The organism is Facivitalis istanbulensis, assembly GCF_040560405.1.
Lineage (GTDB): Bacteria > Pseudomonadota > Alphaproteobacteria > Sphingomonadales > Sphingomonadaceae > Sphingomonas > Sphingomonas istanbulensis.
The window spans coordinates 155,318-176,786 of sequence record NZ_JAVSCQ010000005.1 but is presented as its reverse complement, the minus strand read 5'-3'; the positions used below and the strand labels follow the sequence as shown (position 1 = coordinate 176,786).

The window sequence follows — 21,469 nt, the reverse complement described above, 5'->3', positions numbered from 1 at the left end:
GCCAGCGACATCGCTGCGCGACAACGCCTCTTGATCCAGGCCAACCTCGTGTGACACTATCCCCAACGTCACCGCTGACACATCACCATCAATGTCGCTGACCAGTCACCGACGATGTCGCGCTACAGCGCTGGTCTTCCCGGTTAAGGCGCAACAGGCTGCGCAGGTCGCGGACCACGCCGAACTCATAGAGTTTGGCATGTTCGGGCTGGAGTGGGGCGAGCGGGTTGAACGAAGCCGAAAAGCCCAGCGTGCTTTCGAACATGCTCGGGAACCGCCACGTCTCGATATAGCGGGCATAGGCGCGGGTATGTTCGTCGGCATAGACGGTGGCCGAGACGCTGGGTGCCCAGCGATGGTCAGAACGACGCGGGGCGGTGATCGGAACCGACTCCGTGATGCTTTGCAGACGGCACGTCCCGTCATTGCCCGAGACGCCGTTGATCGTCCCGTTCAGACAGGGATTGTCCGAGCGGGCGTAGCGCCCCAGGGCATCGGGGCGCCATGTCGGCCCCTGTTCATTGAACGAAACCTTATAAGGATTGGCCAGATATTCGGGCAACAACTCGCCGATCAGGGCGTCGGCCTGCTGTGAATCGAGGTCGGTCAGCAGGCTGCGCCAGTATCGCTTGAAGAAATCGGCACCCGTGCCACTGACGTTGAACCAGGATCCATACCCCCGATAGGCCGTCGCACTCAGGTTCTTGTTGCCCTTGGCGATCTGGCTGCGGGCGAAATCGTCCACCGCCCAATAACCGGCATAGCTTATACCGGCATTCAGCTTCAGGAAGCTGGCGGGCCGCCACTCGCCGTCCAGCCGGACCAGAAACTCCTCTCGCCGTCCCGCGCGCGGATATTGCCGCCATCCCTCGAACCGCGACGGGTCATAGACGTCGTGCGACGCCAGCTTCTCATGCTGCCAGTTGCCGCTCAACGTCAGGTCGAGCGTCGAACCCAGCCGCATCGTGTTGGTGGCGTTGAAACCATAGCGATTGTTGATCGCATTGGCCCGGGCATTGTCGATCAGGATCGGATCGGCGAACGTCGCGAAATTGGGCATGCCGCCCGAATTATAGCTGTCGCTCCGGGTGTCGGTGGCCCAGAGATTGGCCTTCAGGTCGATCCAGCGCGTCTCCGGCTGCCACTTATATTCGGCATTATAGGCACGTGCATGGACCTTGCTGAGCGGCCATTGCACATTGCCCTTGTCGACCTGGATGCGCGACGGCATGATTTCGCCATATCGGGTCACGCTGTCGCGCAGGCTGACCAGCAGATACTGGTCATCGGCGATGTGCCAGGTCGCCTTCAGCAGCACCGATTCCAGATTGCTGGAGGTATTGGGCACTTCACTGCCCGGCGCGAAGCCAAGCGCCATGCGGCGGATGCGATTGAGGTTGCTCGACGGCAGTTGCGTCTGCTCATAATAGCCCGGCTCGCCCTTGCCGGAAAAATAATTGCCCCGTTCGCGATATGCATAGGCGCCGAACAGATCGAGCCCCTCGATCCGCACCGCCCCCGCCACCCGCACGGCGCGATCGCCGAACGAGACGAAGTGATTGCTCGTGCTGGTCCGCGGCACGATGAGCAGCGACGGGTCCTCCAGCGTGAAGCTGGGCGAGCTTTGCGGGAAACCCGGTACGGTGCGGTAATCCCGCCCCGTCAGCAGCGTGGGCAGGCGCGGATCGGTCGAGTTGTTGCCGCCTTCGACCCGCACATCGAGGCCGAAGTTGCGGCCGGGACGCAGCACATCGTCGGCGTCCAGCGTGTTGATGACGACCGAGCCGCCGGTCGAACTGCGGATATTGCCCTGGTCGCTGGGCCCGCGCAGCACCTGAAGCCCGGAGATCAGGTTGGGATCGACATAGGCGCGGTTGCTCGCGCCATTATAGCCGCGCCAGACGGTCAATGCCTGTTCCGTACCGTCGATCACGACGGGCACGCGCCCCGGCCCTTGAATGCCGCGAATGCTGGGGTCGAGCGCGCCGCTGTTCCGGGCATCGCCGCTCAGCACGTTGACCATGCCGGTCAACAGGTCGGAGGTTGTGACGCCCTTGTACCGCTCGATCTCCTCGCGATCCTTGTAGCCGCTGGAATAATCCCGATCGAACACCGCGTCATGGCCGCGCTCGGCGCGTGTCGCGGCGATGTCGCGCGGTGCCTCGTCGCCCTCGACCCGCAAGGCATCGGTCACCAACGGCCCCTGCGCGCCGGCAACCGCCTGTCCCGGCCGACGCCGGAGCGTCAGCACGCCGTCCGCCAACCGCCAGTCGAGCCCGGTGCCCGCCAGCAGGCGATCGAGCGCCCGCGCCCGGTCCATCCGCCCGGCGACACCGCCCGATCGCAGCCCCGTCAGCAACGTCGCATCGACGCTGAGCTGCACATGGGCCTGTTGCGCGAACTGGGCCAGCGCATCGCCCAGCGGCTGCGCCGAAATGCTCACATTCACGGTCGCCTGCTGCGCCTGCGCGGCCAGCGGTGTCGCCATCGCGGGAAGGACCGAGGCAGTCAGCGCCAGCGCCAGCCCCATACGCTTCCACCGAAATTCCCTGTAATCGTCCGTCACGGTCCCCCCATGTGTTAGAATGATGTAATCGCTAATGCATCTGATTCGCATTCATGGGGTAGACGAAGGGCGTACGGGAATTTTCGGAAATTTTTTGGCTAGGGTGAAAAAATCGCTCAGTCGGCGGTGACGATGATGATCCACGGCGTGACCTGCCGTACCGTCACGCCATGCGCCATCTGGATGGCGGCCAAGGCCCGATCGGGATGGCGGAGGTCGTAGACACCCGTCACATGCCGCGCCATCCCGGCGCCGCGAGCCACCAACAGGCCGCGATACCAGGGCCGCAAAGCCTCGACCACGTCGCCCAGCGGCCGGTCGGTGACGAGCAGATGGCCCTGCGTCCAGCTCGCCATGGCCGAGGGCGGCGCGGACGAGGTGCGAGACCGCCCTTCCGCGCAGTCGAGCGCCACCGTGTCGCCGGGGTTCAGCTCGACCGGCACGACCGCATCATGGGTGCAGGATGCGCGCACCTGCCCCTCGCGCACCGCGATGCGGGTGACATCCTCCTCGCGCCGCACTTCGAAGGCCGTCCCCAGATCGGTCGCCACCGCCTCCCCCGCAAGGACGCGGAACGGATGGGCGGCGTCATGCCGGACTTCAAAGAAACCCGTGCCGCGCAACAGCCGCACCTCGCGGGCGGACGGACCATCGATCGCCACCGCGCTGTGCGGCGCCAGGGTCACGCGGCTGCCATCCGCAAGGCGCATGATCCGGACCTCACCGGTCCCGGTCGTCGGCCAGGCGCGGTCGAACGGTGACGCCGCCTGCCACGTGACCAGCAAGGCGACACAGGCCGCCATCGCCAAGGGGGCAAGCCGGTTCCAGCGACGGGCGGCGCGGACGGGCGTGACGACGGCGAACGGTCCGGCCTGCGCGATCAGAGCGTCGACACGATCCAGTTCGCGCCACGCCGCATCGCAGCACGGTGCCCGACGCCATTGCCGGAACTGCGCCCGCACCGCGTCGTCGTCTGGGCGCTCCTGCAACAGGATCATCCAGTCCAGCGCCTCGCGCTGACAGGCTTCGTCCCCGTCCCATCCGGTCCCGTCCATTCCGTCCCCCACCGGTTCGCTTATGCAGGAAGACGAACGGCATGCTGTATTTTTCGGATCGTCGGTCAATGCCGGTTCCATCGAAGCGCTTTTCGGCACCGCTCTACCCCGTCCGTCACCAGCGCATGGGCGGTCGTCACCGACACGCCCAGTTGCGCGGCGATCTCCCGCAGCGGGGCACCCGACAGGCGATGAAGCTCGACCGCACGGCGCATCCGGGGCGGCATCCGCGCCAGCTCCGCCGTGACCAGCGCCAAGTCCTGCCTCGCCATCAGGGCGTGATCCGCTCCGGCGGCATGGGAGGCCAGCCTATCGGGATCGTCGCCATGATCGATTCCGGGGTCGAGCGTCGTCACCTGTTCGCGCCGCTGGCGTTGCCGATATTCGTCCAGCGCCAGGTTGCGCACGATCCGTCGGACATAGCCCATCGGCTCGGCAATGCGCGTCCCGGCGGCGTTTTGCGACAGGCGGATCCACGCCTCCTGAACGACATCCTCCGCTGATGCCGTATCGCCGGTCAGGCGCGTCGCCTCGGCGATCAGCCGTCGCCGCTGGCCGGTGAACAGCGCGAGGAAACGGGTTGTGGGCCGATCCATCATCAATGCCGCGGTTCGGCCATGCGATCACGGCTCCGACCATGCCGCAACGGGAACGCCGAGTCTCGGATGACCCCGCAGCGCTGTGCGGTGGGGCGATCCGGAATTTGGCGAGGAAGGGCGGCGCTCCCGGCCAATCGCCGGCATCCTGCCGATGCTCCACCGCGGCGGCAACCGCAGGGCGAAGGCGAGGATGCATTGATGGTCCATGACGTCCTCAATGACAGGCGCTGCGGCTGAGCACCCTATGATCCGCGCCGCACGCCGGACAGGGCTCTTTGCACACAGACTTATTGCGACTCGCAATCATTCGCAACGATATACAGGTTAATGGCTCGTGCAGTCCATCGAGCAAGCGCGTCCGGTTCCGCAAACGCCGACGGACAGGATCACGCCCATCGACGCCTCCCGCTCGGTGCCCGCCGCGTCGAGGTATCGTGGAGATCATGTGGAGAGCGACTAGTCCCCTCGCCCGGCTCGCTGATATGATCGCCCCCATGTCCAGCAAAGCCGCCGCCCGATGACCCCGCTCGCGCTGATCGCCGAGGATGACAAGGATATCTCGGAAATCATCCGCGCCTATCTGGAACGCGAGGGGTTTCGCACGGTCCACGCCGGCGACGGTCGCACTGCGCTGGACCTCCATCTGGCCCTGAAGCCCGACATCATCCTGCTCGACATCACCATGCCGCTGGTCGACGGGTGGGAAGCGCTGTCCGAAATCCGGCGGCGCGGGAACAGCCCGGTCATCGTCCTGACCGCATTGGACCAGGATATCGACAAGCTCCAGGCGCTGCGCATCGGCGCGGACGATTATGTCGTCAAACCGTTCAACCCGGTCGAAGTCGTCGCGCGCGTCAAGGCGGTGCTGCGCCGCACGGACGGCAGCCGGGCGACCGGCCTGTTGCGCGTCGGCCTGGTCGAGATCGACACGACCGCGCATATCGTGCGCATCGGCGGGCGCGAGGTCGCGCTGACGCTGACCGAATTCCGCCTGCTGACCCATATGGCGCGCAGCCCCACCCGCGTTTTTGGGCGCAGCGAATTGCTGGATGCATGCCTGCCGGGATCGGACGCGCTCGATCGGACGGTGGACAGCCATATCAGCAAGCTGCGCCGCAAGCTGGAACAGGCCGGTGCCTCCGACATGCCGCAGGGCGTGCGGGGCGTCGGATATCGGTTGTCGTCGCGCGGATGAAACCCCGGATCAGCCTGACCCGGCAATTGGCGGTCGCCATGGCCGCGCAGGCGACGATCGCGACCATGGTCAGCACCGCCGCCTTCTACATCGTCTATGGCGTGCTGGAGCGCGAACGGATCGTCTCGCCATTGCCGCCCGGGGTGGAGGATACGACCTGGCTCGACGTGACGATCACGCTGTCGGTCTGCGTCGTGGGCGTGTTGCTGGCCTGGCTGGTCGCGGTTCGGCTGGCCCGCCGGATCGTCCGGCCACTGGGCGCGGTGGGCGAGGCCGCGCACCGCATCGCCGAGGGCGACCTAGCCACCCGCGTCGCCGTGATCGGCGAGGCGCATGGCGAAACCGCGCAGTTGATCGCCGATTTCAATGCGATGGCCGACCGGCTGCAACGCATGTCCGACGACATGAAGGTGTGGAACGCGCAGATCGCACATGAATTGCGAACCCCGCTGACCATCTTTCGCGGACGGCTTCAGGGCGCGAGGGACGGCGTGTTCGCGCTGGACGAGGCGCTGATCGTCGGCCTGATGCAGCAGGTGGAAGGGCTGACCCGGCTGGTCGAGGATCTGCGCAGCGTCAGCCTGGCCGATAGCGGCCAGTTGCACCTGATGCTGAGCGACGTCGACCTGGCCGCCGAACTGTCCGAGATGACCCCGATCCTGTCATCGATGCTGACCCCCGCCGGCTTCGGCCTGGACATGGCGTTGCGGCCCGGCACCGTCCGCGCCGATCCCGCGCGCATCCGCCAGGCGATCCTCGCGCTGGTCGACAATGCCCGTCGCCATGCCGACCCCTGCGTGCTGCGCATCTCGACCGAATGGACCGACGAGACGGCGGCGATCACCGTCGCCGATCGTGGCCCCGGCCTTGCCGCCGGGTTTCAGGACCACGCCTTTCGCCAGTTCGCGCGCGGCATGCCGACGCCCGGCGGATCGGGACTGGGGCTGGCGGTGGTGCAGTCGATCGCACGGGCGCATGGCGGCGATGCCACCTATGCCCGCTCGGCCGATTGGGCGATGTTCCGCATCATCCTGCCCCGCAGCACCGCATCATAGGGCCGACGCGCCGGGTTTCATCTCCCCGGACCAGAGCGCCGCAATCAGCCCCGCACCGTCGACGCAGTTTCCTGGCTCAACCGGCCCTGCCCATTCTCGCGCCGCGGCACGTCATGACCGCGCGCGTCCTGCTGGTCGCGATGCTTCGCCTTGTGACGATGGGGCACATAGCAAGGCGTCGATTCGGCCATCGGCGCGGCGACATCGAAGCAATCATCGGCGTCCTCCGCCTGCGCGGCCGACGCCATGCCGGACAGGACAACCAGCATGGGCGCGATCGGGACGATCCATCGGCAACGGCGAAGCATGACACGATCCTTGTGCGAGGAAGGGACGGAACCCCTCCTCTTTCGCGCAAGCGCGCCGCGACTCCGACTTAAATGAATTTCACGTCGACCCTGCGCGCATGGCCTTACGGTAACGGCACGGCTATGCCGTCATCATGGCCCATATTCTGGTAATCGAGGACGACAACGCGACGGCGGCGGCGATCGTGGCCGAACTGGCGCGCCAGGGGCATGAGGTGCAGCGCGCCGCGGATGGCGATACCGGGCTGGACCTCGCCACGCGCGAGGCGTTCGACGCGATCACGCTCGACCGGATGCTGCCCGGCCTGGACGGCCTGTCGCTGGTCGCCAGGCTGCGCGAGCGGCATGTCGCCATCCCCGTGCTGATGCTCAGCGCGCTGAGCGACGTCGACCAGCGGATCGAGGGGCTGCGCGCGGGCGGCGACGATTACCTGACCAAGCCGTTCGACTTTGCCGAGATGGCGATGCGGGTCGAGGTCCTGCTGCGCCGACGCGAACAGGCAGAGGCGGTGACCCTGCGCGCCGCCGGGATCGAGCTGGACCTGGTCCGCCGCACGGCGCGGGTGGACGGCGACACCATCCGGTTGCTGCACATGGAATTCCGCCTGCTGGAATTCCTGATGCGCAATCGCGGCGAGGTGATGACCCGGCGCATCATCTTCGAACAGGTCTGGGGCTATTATTTCGATCCCGGCGCCAACCTCATCAGCGTGCATATCGCGCGGTTGCGCAAGAAGATCGATCGGCCCGGCCAACCCTCCCCCATCCAGACGGTAAAGGGCGAAGGCTATCTGTTCGATGGCGGTTGACCGGCTTCGCCTGCGCGAAGTGGTGCGGATCAGCACCTTTCGCCTGTCCGCGATGCTGGGCGCGGTGTTCGTCACCGGGCTGATCGTGATGCTGAGCGTGGTCTATATCGCCATCGCCCACGACCTGACCGCGCGCAGCGACCGCATCCTGCACAGTCTGGCAGCGCAACTGCGCGACGTGCCCGCCGACCAGTTGCCCGACCGTATCCGGGCCGAGTTGCGCAGGGACGGCGCCCGGTTCAACTATATGGCGCTGATCGCGGCGGACGGCACGATGATCGTCGGCAATGTCCGCCCGCTGGTCATGCTGGCGCCCGGTCGTCCGGTGGATGTCGACAACAGCGAGCGCGGACCGTTCCGCCTGATGGCATTGCGCACCCCCGATGGTGAGACATTGCTGGTCGGACGCGACATCAGCCTGCTGTACGACCTGCGCCACACCCTCCTGGAAACGTTGATCGTCAGCGGCGTGCTGATCCTGCTGTGCGTCACCGCCGCCGCCATCTGGTTCAGCCTGGCCCCCTTGCGCCGGGTCCGCGCGCTGCAGCGCGCCAGTCGTGAAATCGCGGCGGGCGATTTCTCGGTCCGGATGCCGATCGCCGGACGGCATGACGAACTGGACCAGTTCGCCGCGACGATGAATGCGACCGTCGAGGAGGTCGGCCGCGTCGTCGCCCAGGTGAAGGGCGTGACCGACGCCATCGCGCACGACCTGCGCACGCCGCTGACCCGCGTGCGCGCGACGCTCAACACGCTGCGCCATCACCCCGACGACGCGGCGGAAGTAGCCACCGGGATCGCGCGGGCGACCGCCGATCTCGACCTGGTGCTGGAACGGTTCGCCGCGTTGCTGCGCATATCCGAACTGGAGGCGGGGCGGCGGCGCGCCGGGTTCCGCACCCTCGACCTGGGGCGGCTCGCGCGCCAGTTGTGCGAGCTGTACGAGCCGCTGGCCGAGGATCGGGGGATCAGCCTGTCGGTCGCCGCATCGCCGCTGTCCATCGAAGGCGACGAAAAGCTGTTGTTCGAAGCGCTGAGCAACCTGATCGACAATGCCCTCAAATTCGGCCACACCGGCGGGCAGGTGCGGATCGCGACGTGGCGGGATGCGACGGGCGCGGGCATCGAGGTGCGGGACGACGGCCCCGGCATCCCGGAGGGCGAACGCGACGCGGTCCTGCGCCGTTTCTACCGCGGATCGGAGATACAGGGCGTGCCCGGCAGCGGCCTGGGCCTGAGCGTCGTCGTGGCGATCCTGCACCTGCATGGGTTCTCGCTGCACCTGTCCGATGCGCGGCCGGGCCTCGCCGTACGGATCGACACCCGCGCGCCGCGCGCGTGAAATTCATTTAAGTCGCCTCGCTTCCCGATCGGCGCGATGAGGCGCGGGTCGGCGGCGTGTCGCGGGTTCCCCACCCCCTTGTACCCCGCGCCGTCGCCGACACCTGTCCGCGCCGCTCATCGGGATGCCCATGCTCCAGCTCGTCAAGCTCGCCCTCAGCAAGCCCTATACCTTCGTCGTCCTGGCCATCCTGATCGTGCTGGGCGGCGGCATCGCCGCGGTCGAAACACCGACCGACATCTTTCCCGACATCCGCATTCCCGTGATCGCCGCGGTCTGGACCTATAAGGGCCTGCCGCCGCGCGACATGTCGGGGCGCGTCATCTATTATTACGAACGCTCGCTGTCCGCGACGGTCAACGATATCGACCATATCGAAAGTCAGTCGCTGCTCGGCGTCGGCATCGTCAAGATCTTCTTCCGCCCCGGCGTCGATATCCGCACCGCCACCGCGCAGGTGACGGCGGCATCGCAGACCGTGCTGAAACAGATGCCGCCAGGCATCACGCCACCGCTGATCCTGAACTACAACGCCTCCACCGTGCCGATCCTGCAACTCGCCCTGTCGGGCAAGGGCCTGTCCGAACAGAAGATCTACGATCTCGGACAGAATATGATCCGCCCGGCGCTGGCCTCGGTCCAGGGCGCGGCAATCCCCTCGCCCTATGGCGGCAAGGAACGGCAGGTCCAGATCGACATCGATCCGGCCGCGCTGCAGGCGCACCGCCTGTCCGCTACCGACGTCGCCAACGCGCTGGCGCAGCAGAACCAGATCATTCCGTCGGGCACCGCCAAGATCGGCGCGTTCGAATATAATCTGCGCCTGAACAACAGCCCCGACGCGATCGATGACCTGAACGCCCTCCCGATCAAGACGGTGGACGGCACGACCGTGCTGATGCGCGACGTGGCCCATGTCCGCGACGGTTCGCCGCCGCAACGCAATGAAGTGCGGGTCGACGGCGCACGCTCGGTGCTGATGACCGTGCTGAAAAGCGGCTCGGCCTCGACCATCGCGATCGTCGATCAGGCCAAGGCGCTGATGCCGCGCCTGGAGGCGACCCTGCCCCCCGGCCTGAACGTCAAGCTGCTGTCCGACCAGTCCATGTTCGTGAAGGCCGCGGTCTCCGGCGTGATGCGCGAAGGCGTGATCGCGGCGGTGCTGACCAGCCTGATGATCCTGCTGTTCCTCGGCTCCTGGCGCTCCACGATCATCATCGCGGCGTCGATCCCGCTCGCCATCCTCGCCGCGATCGCGGCACTGTCGATCGCCGGGCAGACGCTCAACATCATGACGCTGGGCGGCCTGTCGCTGGCCGTCGGCATCCTGGTCGACGACGCCACGGTGACGATCGAGAATATCAACTGGCACCTGGAACAGGGCAAGCCGGTGCGCGAGGCGATCCTGGACGGCGCCAAGCAGATCGTCGGCCCGGCATTTGTCTCGCTGCTGTGCATCTGCATCGCCTTCCTGCCGATGTTCTTCCTGCCGGGCGTCGCGGGCTTCCTGTTCGCGCCGATGGCGATGGCGGTGGTGTTCGCGATGATCGCCTCGTTCGTCCTGTCGCGCACGCTGGTGCCGACGATGGGCAATTACCTGCTGCGCGATCATGCCGGGCCGCACACCGCCGAGGTGATGGTGACGCATGACGCCCAGGCGGGACGGCCGACCTCGCGCAATCCGCTGCGCCGCTTCCAGCATGGGTTCGAGGCGCGGTTCGAAACGGTGCGCGCCTATTACACGCAGTTGCTCGCCTACGCGCTGTCCCGGCGCAAGCCGTTCGTGATCGCCTTCATGACCGTGGTGCTGCTGTCCTTCGCGCTGGTGCCGATGCTGGGTCGCAACTTTTTCCCCGCCGTCGATGCCGGCCAGATCAGCCTGCACGTCCGCGCCCCGGTCGGTTCGCGGATCGAGGAGACGGCCGCGCTGTTCGACCATATCGAAGGCCGCATCCGTGCGACCATCCCGGCCGACCAGCTCGACACCATCGTCGACAATATCGGCCTGCCGGTCAGCGGCATCAACCGCGCCTATTCCAACACCGGCGGCGTCGGTCCGCAGGACGGCGACATCCTGGTCACGCTGAAGGAGGGGCACAGCCCCACCGCCGGCTTCGTCAGGACGCTGCGTGAAACCCTGCCGCACGCCTTTCCCGGATCGAGCTTCGCTTTCCTGCCCGCCGATATCGTCAGCCAGATCCTGAATTTCGGCGCCCCCGCGCCGATCGACGTGCAGGTGGCGGGGACGGATATCAAGGGTGGAGAGGCCTATGCACGGATGCTCGTCGCCCGGCTGGCGCGCATTCCGGGCCTGGCCGATGTCCACCTGCAACAGGCGTCCAACTATCCCGAATATGCCGTCGACGTGGACCGCCAGCAGGCAAGCCGGATGGGCATCACCGAAAACGACGTGACGCGCAGCCTGACCGTCAACCTGGCGGGCAGTGCGCAGATCGCACCGACCTTCTGGCTCAACCCGAAGAACGGCGTGTCCTACCCGATCGTCGTGCAGGCCCCGCAATATCGGGCCGGCACCGTCGAGCAGCTCGACAACCTGCCGATCACCGGCAGCACGCCCGGCAATGTCCAGACGCTGCGCGCGCTGGGCACGCTGCACCGCGAACCCAGCCCGGCGCTGGTTTCCCACTATGCGGTGCAGCCGGTGTTCAACGTCTATGCGACGACGCAGGGCCGTGACCTGGGTGCCGTCGCCGCCGACATCCGCCAGGTGTTGAGCGACACCAAGGCGCAACTGCCCAAGGGGACGACCGTCGCGCTGCGCGGTCAGGTGGAGACGATGAACTCGGCCTTCACCGGCCTGGTCCTGGGGCTGGCGGGCGCGATCGTGCTGATCTACCTGCTGATCGTCGTGAACTTCCAGAGCTGGGTCGATCCGTTCGTGATCGTCACCGCATTGCCCGCCGCGCTGGCCGGGATCGTCTGGATGCTGTTCGCGACGCACACCCCGCTCAGCGTCCCTGCCCTGACCGGCGCGATCATGTGCATGGGCGTCGCCACCGCCAACAGCGTGCTGGTGGTCAGCTTCGCCCGCGAACGGCTGGCGGCGTGCGGCGATGCGATCCAGGCCGCGATGGAGGCCGGGGCCACCCGCTTCCGTCCGGTGCTGATGACCGCGCTGTCGATGATCATCGGCATGGCCCCCATGGCGCTCGGCATGGGCGAAGGCGGCGAGCAGAACGCGCCGCTCGGTCGTGCGGTGATCGGCGGGTTGATCTGCGCGACGCTCGCCACCCTGGTCTTCGTCCCCGTCGTCTTCGCCATCGCCCATCGCCGCAAGGCCGCGTCCTCGACGCCCGAAGACACGTCCGACGCTCCAACCAACGCCAATACCCCATCCAACGCCAATACCCCATCCAACGAACGCACCATCGGAGATGCGATCCATGCATGACGCCGCCCCGGCCCCCATCGTGTCGACCGACACCCCGGCCCCCAAGGGCCTGAAACTCGCCGGGATCGCCGCCGTGGCGGTGGCGATCGGCGTGGTCGGCTTCGGCGCGCTGACCCGCAGCCATGACGTCGAGGCGGCGGCGAACTGGTCCACCACCAACGCCATCCCGACGGTGCATCTGGTGCCGGTCACGGGTGGGGCCGCCAACAACATGCTCGACCTGCCCGCGACGCTGGAGGCGTGGGAGGCAGCACACCTCTTCCCGCGCGTCAGCGGCTATGTGCGCAGCTGGTCGCAGGACATTGGCGCGCGGGTCGGCACGGGCCAGCCGCTGGGCGTGATCGACACGCCGGAACTGGACGAACAGATCGGGCAGGCGCGCGCCGCGCTGACCAGCGCCATCGCGCATGAGAAACTGGCGCGCAGCACCGCCGCGCGCTGGAACGACCTGCTGACCACCGCCTCGGTGTCGAAGCAGGAGGTGGATGAGAAGAATAGCGACCTGGCGGTCAAGGCGGCGGGCGTGGCCGAGGCACGCGCGGCGCTGTCGCGGCTGCTGGCGATGAAGGGCTATGCGGTCATCCGCGCGCCGTTCACCGGACTCGTCACCGCCCGCAATGCCGAGGTCGGCGATCTGGTCGGCCCCGGCGCGGCGGCGCAGCATCCCATGTTCGATGTCGCCGACACCCATCGCATCCGCGTCTATGTCAGCGTCCCGCAATCGCTGTCCGCCACGATCAAGCCGGGCATGACCGCGGCGCTGACCGTCCCGGCCTTTTCGGGGCGGACCTTCACCGCGACGGTGGCGGGCCTTTCGAGCGCGGTCGACACGCAAACTGGCGCATTCCGCGTCCAGCTCTTCGCCGACAATCCCGACGGCGCCCTGAAGCCCGGCGGCTATGCGCAGGCGAGCTTCGATCTGCCGCGTCGCACCGGATCGGTCCAGGTGCCGTCCAGCGCCATCCTGTACGGGGCGAAGGGCGCACAGCTCGCCACCGTCGATCCGCATGGCCGGGTGCAGATGCATGCGGTGCAGATCGGCCGCGACGACGGGCCGACCGTGCAGATCCTGTCGGGCATCGCGGCGGGCGCGCAGGTCGTCGACAATCCGCCGGACTCGCTCGCGCAGGGCGAACTGGTGCGCGTGGGGACCGATCGTCATGGCTGATCCCCTGTCCCGCCGCGCGCGACGCTGGCTGGCGGGGGCCGCGCTAAGCCTGCTGGGCGGCTGCTCGATGGCGCCCGCCTATCATCCTCCCGTCATGCCCGCGCCGCCCGTTTTCAAGGAGGCGGTGGCCGACCCGGTGTGGAAGCCCGCCGACACCCTCGCCGCCGCACCGCGCGCCGATTGGTGGACCAGCTTCGACGATCCGGCGCTGAACGCGCTGGAAGGCCGGATCGCGCAGGACAATCCGACGCTGGCCGGGGCGCTGGCCCGCTATGACCTGGCCCGTGCCACGCTCGCCGGCGCTAGGTCGGGGCTGTTCCCGCATGTCGAGCTGACCCCCGGCCTGTCCCGCAACCGCCAGTCGGATACGCGCCCATTGCGCCTCAACCGCTCGGGGCCGGATTTCTACACCGCCGCGACGCTGGGCGGCGATGTCGGCTATGAAGCCGATCTATGGGGCCGGGTGCGCAACTCGGTCGCCTCGGGCCGGGCGCTGGCGGAAGCGAGCCGCGACGATCTGGCCGCGGTGAAGCTGGCCCTGCAGGGCCAGTTGGCGTCCGATTTCATCGTCTTGCGGGGACAGGATCGTCAACTCGCGCTGCTGACCCAGACGATCGATGCCTTTGCCAAGGCCGATGCGCTGACCCGCAACCGCTTTGCGGGGGGCATCGCGACCGGCATGGATGTCGGACGCGCCGGTGCCCTGCTGGGCGAGGCGCGGGCGCAATATGCCGAGGTGGAGGCCGCGCGCGCCGTGACCGAACATGCGATCGCCAGCCTGGTGGGCCAGCCCGCCTCGACCTTCTCGATCGCGCGGAGCCAGACCGCGCTCGCCCTGCCCGCGATTCCGGCCGCCCTGCCCTCGACATTGCTCGCCCATCGTCCCGATGTCGCGGCGGCGGAGCGGCGAATGGCCGCCGCCAATGCGCGGATCGGCGTCGCCAAGGCGGCCTTCTTCCCGCAGGTCACGCTGGGCGGCAATGGCGGCTTCCAGGGCACGGCGCTGGCCGGGCTGGTCACGGCGCCCAATCTGTTCTGGGCGATCGGGCCGGGGGCGATCCTCAACCTGTTCGATGGCGGCAAGCGCCGCGCCGACGTCGCCGCCGCGCGCGCCGACTGGAACGCCGCCAGCGCCGACTATCGCGGCCGTGCGCTGGGCGCATTCCAGGATGTCGAGGATGCGCTCGCGTCGCTCCATCATCTGGGCTCGGCGCAGACCGCGCAGGACCAGGCGGTGCAGGCGGCGGCAAGCACCGAACGGATCGCGCTCGATCGCTATGTGAAGGGCGCGGCGACCTATCTGGACGTCGCCACCGCCCAGGAAGCGGCGCTGCGCGACCGGGAGACGGCGATCGCGCTGGAAACCCAGCGGCTGTCCGCCAGTGTCGCGCTGTTCCGTGCGCTGGGCGGTGGGTGGACGCAATAAGGCGCGAGGGGACGACCTAAAGCCCCTCGCCCCCCACCCATTGGGCATGGGCGAGGCGGCGCGCGAGGTCCCAATTCTGCTGACGCAGATCGGGCACCGCGACCACCTCCCACAAGCCGCCGCGCGTCATCGGGCCGATGCAATAGAATCGGTCGTCGACGCGGCCATCGGCGGCCACGACATGGCTCTGCGCATCGACGTCCAGCCCGATGCGCAGGGCATCGGGACGGATCATGCCCGTCGCCAGCAACTGCCGGATCAGCGGCTCGCGCGAGCGCAGCAGGTCGCCCTGCGGCCCCGTGCAGTTGACGATCCGCGCAACCCGCAGCGTCGCGACCCGATCGGTCCCGCGCGGCCGCCAATCGACCCGCGCGCCATCGCCATCGGCCTCGACCCGGACCAGCTTGCCGCCCGCGATGCTCAGCCGCCCCGCCTCGACCAGCGTGTCGACCCGCGCCGCGATCGAGGGGGCCAGCCGGTGGCGATGCACGTCCCAATAGGGCCGCAAATGGCGCAGGAAGCGCGCGCGCGTCTCGTCGTCCGCCGCCGCCCACATCCTCTGGGTCACCGGGCGCAGGCTGTCGACCGCCGCGCGCCAGCCCTGCTCGGCCGCCGCGCAACGAACATGGCGGACCAGCCCGGACAGCGACGTGGCCGGACGTTCGCGCAGCGGCGTCACCGGCGGCGTCTCCGCATGACGGCGCGGTGCGAGGCCGCGCCGCGAGACCGCGACGATCCGCCCGCCAAACCCGCTGGAATCGAGCAGCAAAGCGGCGTCGATCGCAGTCAGGCCGCTGCCCACCAGCAGCACGCTGTCCCGCTCCGTCAGCCCGGCGGCGACATCGCCCGCCCAGGGATCTTCGCGATAGCACCCTTCGGGCAATCGCCCCGGATCGATGCCGGGCGGGGTGTGCGGCGGCAGATTGCCCAGCGCCAGCACCGCCACATCCGCCGTCAATGCATCTCCCTCGGCCAGGTCGAGCCGGTATCGCGCGCCGTCGCGCGCCAGGGCCACCACCTCGCCCGAGACCAGCGTCAGCCGGGTCGGATCGGCCGCGATCGTCTCCATCAAAAGGTCGCGCAGATAATCGCCATAGACCCGGCGCGGCACGAAGGTCCGGCCATCGCCCGCCCCGCGCGCCTGCAACCAGCGGACGAAATGGTCAGGATCGTCGCGCAGCGCGCTCATATTGCCCGCGCGGACGTTGAGCAGATGCTCGGCATGGGCCGCGCTATAGGCGACGCCACGCGCCAACCGGGTGGCGGACCGTTCGATCAACGTCGCGCGCGGTCCGCCATGGCGGACCAGGTTGATCGCCAGCAAACTCCCCGCAAAACCGCCGCCGATGATCGCGACATGATCGACACCCGATGTCATGATCCGATCCATTCCCTACCGTCTCGAGCCGCCCCATGCTCTAATCGGATTGCCGCCCGACGCCATCACGATTTCGGTATACGATGTTGCGGAGCCCCGTTACGCTGCCGGTTCATGGCTTTTCTCATGGACGGTTCGATGCGATTTTTTGGGCGGGTTTCCGGCGTTTTCCTCTCGCTTTCCACGCTGACGCTGGCCGCACCGATCGCCGCCCAGCCCCGATCCGGTGCCCCGTCGGCCGAAGCCCCGACGCCCCGCGCCCTGTCCGTCCAAACGATCTTCGGCGCCGGGGCGGTCCCGACCGAGGCGGTTCGCGCCAGCCGGTGGAGCGAGGACGGCGAGAGCTATCTGGCGATCGAGAATGCGGCCAAGGGCGGGCAGGATATCGTTCGCTATCGCATCGTGGATGGCCAGCGTACGGTGATGGTCGCCGCCGCCGATCTGGTCCCGCCGGGCAGCAGGACGCCGCTGTCGATCGAGGGCTATGATTGGTCGCCCGACCATCGCCGGTTGCTGATCCGTACCAATGGCAAGCGCTTTCGCCGGACCAGCGCGCTGTCCGATTACTGGCTGTTCGACATGACGACGCACGCGCTGACCAAGGTCGGTGGCGATGCCGCGCCCTCCACCATCCTCTATGCCAGCTTCTCCCCCGACAGCCGTCGCATTGCCTATGTCCATGCCAACAATCTGTATGTGCAGCCGGTCGAGGGCGGCGCGCCGGTCGCGCTGACCACGGACGGCGATGCCTATATCGTCAACGGGCTGGCCGACTGGGTATATGAGGAGGAGTTCTCGCTCCACCGCGCCTTCGCGTGGAGCCCGGACTCGCGCCGCATCGCCTTTTTCCGGTTCGACACGCGCGGCGTCGGCACCTTCTACATGATCAAGAATACCGGCGGCCAATATTCCAGCATCATCCCGCTGCAATATCCCAAGGCGGGCACGACCAATTCGGCGGTGACGGTCGGCGCGGTCGACATCGATGGCGGGCAGACCCGCTGGTTCCGGCTGGAGGGCGATCCACGCCAGCATTATGTGCCGCAGATGAGCTGGGCGGGTGGTTCGGATGCGGTGTTCATTCAGCAGTCCAACCGCCTGCAGAATATCTATAAAGTCCTGCTCGGCGACCCCGCGACCGGCGCGGTGCGCCCGGTCCTGACCGAAAGGGACGCGGCCTGGGTCGAGGCCAATCCGACGCCCGAATGGCTCGACGGCGGTCGCGCCTTCACCTGGCTGTCGGAGCGCGACGGCTGGCGGCATCTTTATACCGTCGACCGGACCAGCGGCCGCGCGACGCTGCGCACGCCGGGCGCGTTCGACGTCATCGAACTGCTCAAGGTCGATGCGAAGGCGGGCTATGCCTGGTTCATCGCCGCGCCCGAAAATCCAACCCAGCGCTATCTCTACCGCACCACCCTGGCCGGGACGCCCCGGGTCGAGCGACTGACCCCGGCAGACCAGCCGGGCACGCACAGCTATGACATCGCGCCCGGCGAGCATTGGGCGCTGCACACCGTCTCGCGCTTCGACGCACCGCCGGTGACCGACATGCTCGACATGACGCGCCAGCAGCCGCTGCGCACGCTCGTCACCAACGCGCCGCTCGCGGCGGTGGTGAAGGACACGCAACTGGCCCCGACCGAGTTTTTTCGCGTCGACATCGGCAAGGGCACGCAACTCGACGGCTGGCTCATCAGGCCGCCGGGCTTCGACCCCGCCAAACGCTATCCGATCCTCTATTTCGTCTATGGCGAGCCATGGGGCCAGACGGTCGCGGACCGCTGGGCCGGATCGCAGGGGCTGTGGCACCGGATGCTGGCGCAAAAGGGCTATCTGGTCGCCAGCCTCGATCCGCGCGGCACCGCAAGCCCGCGCGGACGCGACTGGCGCAAGAGCATCTACCGCCAGGTCGGCATCCTCGCCTCGGCCGATTATGCGGCGGGGGTGCGCAGGATGCTGGCGACGCGGCCCTATATCGATCCCGACCGGATCGGCATCTGGGGCTGGAGCGGCGGCGGCGCGATGACGCAGAACGCGCTGTTCCGCTATCCCGACCTCTACAAGACCGGCATCGCGGTCGCGGGGCCGACCGACATGACGCTCTACGACACCGTCTATCAGGAACGCTATATGGGCCTGCCGCAGGACAATGCGGACGGGTACAGGAACGGCTCGCCCATCACCTTCGCCGACCGGCTGAAGGGCAATCTGCTGCTGATCCACGGCACCGGCGACGACAATGTCCATTACCAGAACCAGGATCAGCTCGTGGATCGCCTGATCCACTTCAACAAGCCGTTCACGATGATGGCCTATCCCGATCGCAGCCATGGCATTTATGAGGGCGAGAATACCAGCATCCATCTCTATTCGCTGATGACCCGTTATCTGGAAACGAACCTGCCGCCCGGCGGGCATTGAGGCTCGCTCCGCCTTCTCTCACCCCTCCCCAATCGCCTCGCTGACCCGCGCCGGGACGGCGATGGAGCGGCAGAGCATCGTTCACCACAATCCTTGCAATCGTTTGTTGCAATCGGCCGACCGACGCGCCATGACAGCGACCGACGCGGCAAGCCGGTGCCAGAGACACGGTCCCAACCCCGCGCGAGAGGATCCGATGACCCCGTCCACCTCCGCCGCCGGAACCAAGGCCCGGTCCAAGCCCCGCCTCTCGCTCGTCCGCATTCTGGAGATGAATCTTGGCTTTCTGGGCCTGCAATTCAGCTTCGGGCTGCAACAGGGCAACATGGCCCCGATCTACAGCTATCTCGGCGCGTCCGAGGCGCAGATCCCGCTGTTGCAGCTCGCGGGGCCGATGACCGGGTTGTTGATCCAGCCGCTGATCGGCGCGATGAGCGACCGGACGGACAGCCGCTGGGGCCGGCGCACCCCCTATTTCCTGGTCGGCGCGGTGCTGTGCGCGCTGGGGCTGTTCTTCATGCCGCTCAGCTCGTCGTTGCTGATGGCGGTGTCGCTGCTCTGGATTCTCGATGCGGGCAACAACATCACGATGGAGCCCTACCGCGCCTATGTCTCCGACCGGCTGGACGAGACCCAGCACAATATCGGTTTCCTGACGCAAAGCGCCTTTACCGGGCTGGCGCAGATGCTCGCCTTCCTCACCCCGTCCATCCTCGTCTGGGCGGGCATGAACCCCGACGGGGTCGACGGGCATCATATCCCCTATACCGCGCGCGTGGTCTTCATGATCGGGGCAGTGCTGTCCTTCGTCACCATCATCTGGTCGATCCGGCGCGTGCCCGAACTGCCGCTGTCGCCCGAGGATCGCGCGCGCATCGCGGCCGTGCCCAAGGGGATCGGGGCGACGCTGAAGGAGATTGGCGGGGCGATCCGCGCCATGCCGCTGCCGATGCGCAAGCTGGCGCTGATGAGCCTGTTCCAATGGTATGCGATGATGGCCTATTGGAACTATGTCATCTACGCGATCGGCCGATCGGTCTATCGCACCGCCGACGCAACCTCGTCGGGCTTTCACGCCGCGGTGCTGACCAATGGCGAGGTCGCGGCCTTCTACAACGGCATCGCCTTCCTCGCGGCCTTCGCCATGGTGCCGCTCGCACGACGCTGGGGTGCCGCGCCGCTCCATGCGCTCTGCCTGGTGATCGCGGGCGCAGGCATGATCGCCATGCCGCACATGACCAGCAAGGCGATGCTGTTCCTGCCCGCGATCGGCATCGGGCTGGGCTGGGCCAGCATGATGGGCAACCCCTATGTCATCCTTGCCGGATCGATCCCGCCCGCGCGCACCGGCGTCTATATGGGCATTTTCAACATGATGATCGTCATTCCGATGCTGATCTTCGGCGTGACGCTGCCGCTCGTCTACCAAGGCTGGCTGGGCGGCGACCCGCGCAACGTGCTGAGCCTGTGCGGCGTGCTGATGGTGCTGGCCGCCATCGCGGTCGTCTCGGTCCGCCCCTGTCCGGCCACGGGAATGCCGCGCGATGCCGCGCGCCCGGCCTGATCTCCCCCCGAAACATCCTGTCCGAGATAGCATGACCCTGACCCCCGCCCATTGGTCCGCCGACGCGCTGGCCGGGATCGCCGCCCAGGCCGATGCCCGGCTGCCGATCCTCACCGCCGCCGATGTCGTGCCGATCCTGCCCGGCCATGACCTGTGGGACATGTGGCCGATCGCCTATGCCGATGGCCGCACCGCCTTTCTGGCCGGGCGGAGCTGGTGGTTCTTCCTGGCGACGCCGCGCTTCGACGATCCCGAGACGCGGCACGACGCAGCGCGCATCCGCCTGACCAGCCACGGCGCGGATGGCTGGCGCGATCACGGCGTCACCTTTCCCGACGGGTTCACGCCGGGCAGCCGCGAATGGTCCGGCTCGGCGGTGCTGGGCGAGGACGATGCGACGCTGACCCTGTATTTCACCGCCTCGGGGCGGCGGGACGGCCCGCATACCTTCGAACAACGCCTGTTCGAGACGACGGGCCGCTTCATGCTCGACGGCGAGCATGCCCGATTGGAAGGCTGGAGCACGCCGGTCGAGAGCGTCGCGGCGGACGGCCATCATTACATCGTCGCCAACCAGGCCGAACCCGAAAATGGCGGGATCAAGGGGTTTCGCGATCCCGGCTATTTCCGCGATCCGGCGGACGGAACCGACTATCTGCTGTTCACCGGCTCGGCGGGCTGGGTAAACCAGCCGCGCGACGGGGTGATCGGCGTGGCGAGGCGCGAGCGAGGACGCTGGATGCTGCGACCGCCGCTGATCGACGCGTTGGGGGTCAACAGCGAGTTGGAGCGGCCACACATCATCCTGCGCGACGGCCGTTACTATTGCTTTTGGTCGACCCAGGCCAAACGTTTCGCCCCGGGCATCGGCGCGCCGACCGGGCTCTATGCGATGGTCGCGGAGCGAATGGCAGGACCATGGCGGCCGGTCAACGGCACCGGGCTGGTCGCGGCCAATCCGGCCGAGGAACCGACCCAGGCCTATTGCTGGTGGGTGACGGGCGAAGGCCAGGTCATCAGCTTCGTCGATTATTGGGGGCTAGAGGGCCGCGATGCCGCCGCCGACCCCGTGCTGCGCCGCGCCCGTTTCGGGGGCACGGCGGCGCCGTGGTTCCGGCTGGATTTCGCGGGCGACCGGGTGACGATCGCCCAGGGCTGACGCCCGGCA

The 21,469-nt window shown here is 67.7% G+C and carries 15 protein-coding genes; 10 read left to right on the top strand and 5 right to left on the bottom strand.

Annotation, left to right across the window (positions count from 1 at the left end; genetic code table 11):
* Positions 1–88: 88 nt before the first annotated feature.
* The 3 genes from RN629_RS05680 to RN629_RS05670 form a co-directional block, all read right to left on the bottom strand.
* Positions 89–2,566: a TonB-dependent receptor domain-containing protein gene (locus tag RN629_RS05680; RefSeq protein WP_407034301.1), complete on the bottom strand. Its 2,478-nt coding sequence runs from the start codon at positions 2,564–2,566 to the stop codon at positions 89–91.
* Between the two features lie 116 nt (positions 2,567–2,682).
* Positions 2,683–3,621, bottom strand: coding sequence for a FecR family protein (locus RN629_RS05675; RefSeq protein ID WP_407034300.1), 939 nt, complete (start codon positions 3,619–3,621; stop codon positions 2,683–2,685).
* 65 nt (positions 3,622–3,686) lie between these two features.
* On the bottom strand, positions 3,687–4,217 hold the full coding sequence (locus tag RN629_RS05670; protein WP_407034299.1) for a sigma-70 family RNA polymerase sigma factor: 531 nt from the start codon (positions 4,215–4,217) through the stop codon (positions 3,687–3,689).
* Between the two features lie 520 nt (positions 4,218–4,737).
* On the opposite strand from RN629_RS05670, the gene RN629_RS05665 reads away from it, so the two are divergent.
* Positions 4,738–5,415, top strand: coding sequence for a response regulator (locus RN629_RS05665; RefSeq protein ID WP_407034298.1), 678 nt, complete (start codon positions 4,738–4,740; stop codon positions 5,413–5,415).
* On the top strand, positions 5,412–6,470 hold the full coding sequence (locus RN629_RS05660; RefSeq protein ID WP_407034297.1) for an ATP-binding protein: 1,059 nt from the start codon (positions 5,412–5,414) through the stop codon (positions 6,468–6,470). Before RN629_RS05665 ends, RN629_RS05660 begins: the two co-directional genes overlap by 4 nt.
* A gap of 44 nt (positions 6,471–6,514) precedes the next feature.
* Here the strand turns inward: RN629_RS05660 and RN629_RS05655 are convergent, their stop codons facing one another.
* The gene (locus RN629_RS05655; protein ID WP_407034296.1) at positions 6,515–6,778 is read right to left on the bottom strand and encodes a hypothetical protein; all 264 of its coding nucleotides are present in this window, start codon (positions 6,776–6,778) and stop codon (positions 6,515–6,517) included.
* 134 nt (positions 6,779–6,912) lie between these two features.
* On the opposite strand from RN629_RS05655, the gene RN629_RS05650 reads away from it, so the two are divergent.
* From RN629_RS05650 to RN629_RS05630, 5 genes are all read left to right on the top strand, one after another.
* A complete protein-coding gene (locus RN629_RS05650) occupies positions 6,913–7,587 on the top strand; it encodes a response regulator transcription factor (protein ID WP_407034295.1) in 675 nt (224 codons plus the stop codon).
* A complete protein-coding gene (locus RN629_RS05645; protein WP_407034294.1) occupies positions 7,577–8,929 on the top strand; it encodes a sensor histidine kinase in 1,353 nt (450 codons plus the stop codon). Before RN629_RS05650 ends, RN629_RS05645 begins: the two co-directional genes overlap by 11 nt.
* A 130-nt stretch (positions 8,930–9,059) precedes the next feature.
* A complete protein-coding gene (locus RN629_RS05640) occupies positions 9,060–12,341 on the top strand; it encodes an efflux RND transporter permease subunit (protein ID WP_407034293.1) in 3,282 nt (1,093 codons plus the stop codon).
* On the top strand, positions 12,334–13,509 hold the full coding sequence (locus RN629_RS05635) for an efflux RND transporter periplasmic adaptor subunit (protein WP_407034292.1): 1,176 nt from the start codon (positions 12,334–12,336) through the stop codon (positions 13,507–13,509). Before RN629_RS05640 ends, RN629_RS05635 begins: the two co-directional genes overlap by 8 nt.
* The gene (locus RN629_RS05630) at positions 13,502–14,935 is read left to right on the top strand and encodes an efflux transporter outer membrane subunit (RefSeq protein WP_407034291.1); all 1,434 of its coding nucleotides are present in this window, start codon (positions 13,502–13,504) and stop codon (positions 14,933–14,935) included. Before RN629_RS05635 ends, RN629_RS05630 begins: the two co-directional genes overlap by 8 nt.
* Before the next feature lie 16 nt (positions 14,936–14,951).
* Here RN629_RS05630 and RN629_RS05625 read toward each other — a convergent pair whose 3' ends face one another.
* On the bottom strand, positions 14,952–16,313 hold the full coding sequence (locus tag RN629_RS05625; RefSeq protein WP_407034290.1) for an FAD/NAD(P)-binding protein: 1,362 nt from the start codon (positions 16,311–16,313) through the stop codon (positions 14,952–14,954).
* Between the two features lie 138 nt (positions 16,314–16,451).
* On the opposite strand from RN629_RS05625, the gene RN629_RS05620 reads away from it, so the two are divergent.
* The 3 genes from RN629_RS05620 to RN629_RS05610 all read left to right on the top strand — a co-directional run bounded on the left by RN629_RS05620 (position 16,452) and on the right by RN629_RS05610 (position 21,460).
* The gene (locus RN629_RS05620; protein ID WP_407034289.1) at positions 16,452–18,737 is read left to right on the top strand and encodes a S9 family peptidase; all 2,286 of its coding nucleotides are present in this window, start codon (positions 16,452–16,454) and stop codon (positions 18,735–18,737) included.
* Between the two features lie 196 nt (positions 18,738–18,933).
* A complete protein-coding gene (locus tag RN629_RS05615) occupies positions 18,934–20,301 on the top strand; it encodes an MFS transporter (RefSeq protein ID WP_407034288.1) in 1,368 nt (455 codons plus the stop codon).
* 31 nt (positions 20,302–20,332) lie between these two features.
* Entirely contained in the window at positions 20,333–21,460 is a 1,128-nt protein-coding gene (locus RN629_RS05610) for a glycoside hydrolase family 68 protein (RefSeq protein ID WP_407034287.1), read from the top strand.
* Positions 21,461–21,469 lie beyond the last annotated feature (9 nt).

What these genes read in the sequence shown, in the direction of transcription:
- RN629_RS05675 (WP_407034300.1), bottom strand. Translation starts at nt 3,621, where the DNA reads ATGGACGGGACCGGATGGGACGGGGACGAAGCCTGTCAGCGCGAGGCG.
- RN629_RS05670 (WP_407034299.1), bottom strand. Translation starts at nt 4,217, where the DNA reads ATGGATCGGCCCACAACCCGTTTCCTCGCGCTGTTCACCGGCCAGCGG.
- RN629_RS05665 (WP_407034298.1), top strand. Translation starts at nt 4,738, where the DNA reads ATGACCCCGCTCGCGCTGATCGCCGAGGATGACAAGGATATCTCGGAA.
- RN629_RS05660 (WP_407034297.1), top strand. Translation starts at nt 5,412, where the DNA reads ATGAAACCCCGGATCAGCCTGACCCGGCAATTGGCGGTCGCCATGGCC.
- RN629_RS05655 (WP_407034296.1), bottom strand. Translation starts at nt 6,778, where the DNA reads ATGCTTCGCCGTTGCCGATGGATCGTCCCGATCGCGCCCATGCTGGTT.
- RN629_RS05650 (WP_407034295.1), top strand. Translation starts at nt 6,913, where the DNA reads ATGGCCCATATTCTGGTAATCGAGGACGACAACGCGACGGCGGCGGCG.
- RN629_RS05645 (WP_407034294.1), top strand. Translation starts at nt 7,577, where the DNA reads ATGGCGGTTGACCGGCTTCGCCTGCGCGAAGTGGTGCGGATCAGCACC.
- RN629_RS05640 (WP_407034293.1), top strand. Translation starts at nt 9,060, where the DNA reads ATGCTCCAGCTCGTCAAGCTCGCCCTCAGCAAGCCCTATACCTTCGTC.
- RN629_RS05635 (WP_407034292.1), top strand. Translation starts at nt 12,334, where the DNA reads ATGCATGACGCCGCCCCGGCCCCCATCGTGTCGACCGACACCCCGGCC.
- RN629_RS05630 (WP_407034291.1), top strand. Translation starts at nt 13,502, where the DNA reads ATGGCTGATCCCCTGTCCCGCCGCGCGCGACGCTGGCTGGCGGGGGCC.
- RN629_RS05625 (WP_407034290.1), bottom strand. Translation starts at nt 16,313, where the DNA reads ATGACATCGGGTGTCGATCATGTCGCGATCATCGGCGGCGGTTTTGCG.
- RN629_RS05620 (WP_407034289.1), top strand. Translation starts at nt 16,452, where the DNA reads ATGCGATTTTTTGGGCGGGTTTCCGGCGTTTTCCTCTCGCTTTCCACG.
- RN629_RS05615 (WP_407034288.1), top strand. Translation starts at nt 18,934, where the DNA reads ATGACCCCGTCCACCTCCGCCGCCGGAACCAAGGCCCGGTCCAAGCCC.
- RN629_RS05610 (WP_407034287.1), top strand. Translation starts at nt 20,333, where the DNA reads ATGACCCTGACCCCCGCCCATTGGTCCGCCGACGCGCTGGCCGGGATC.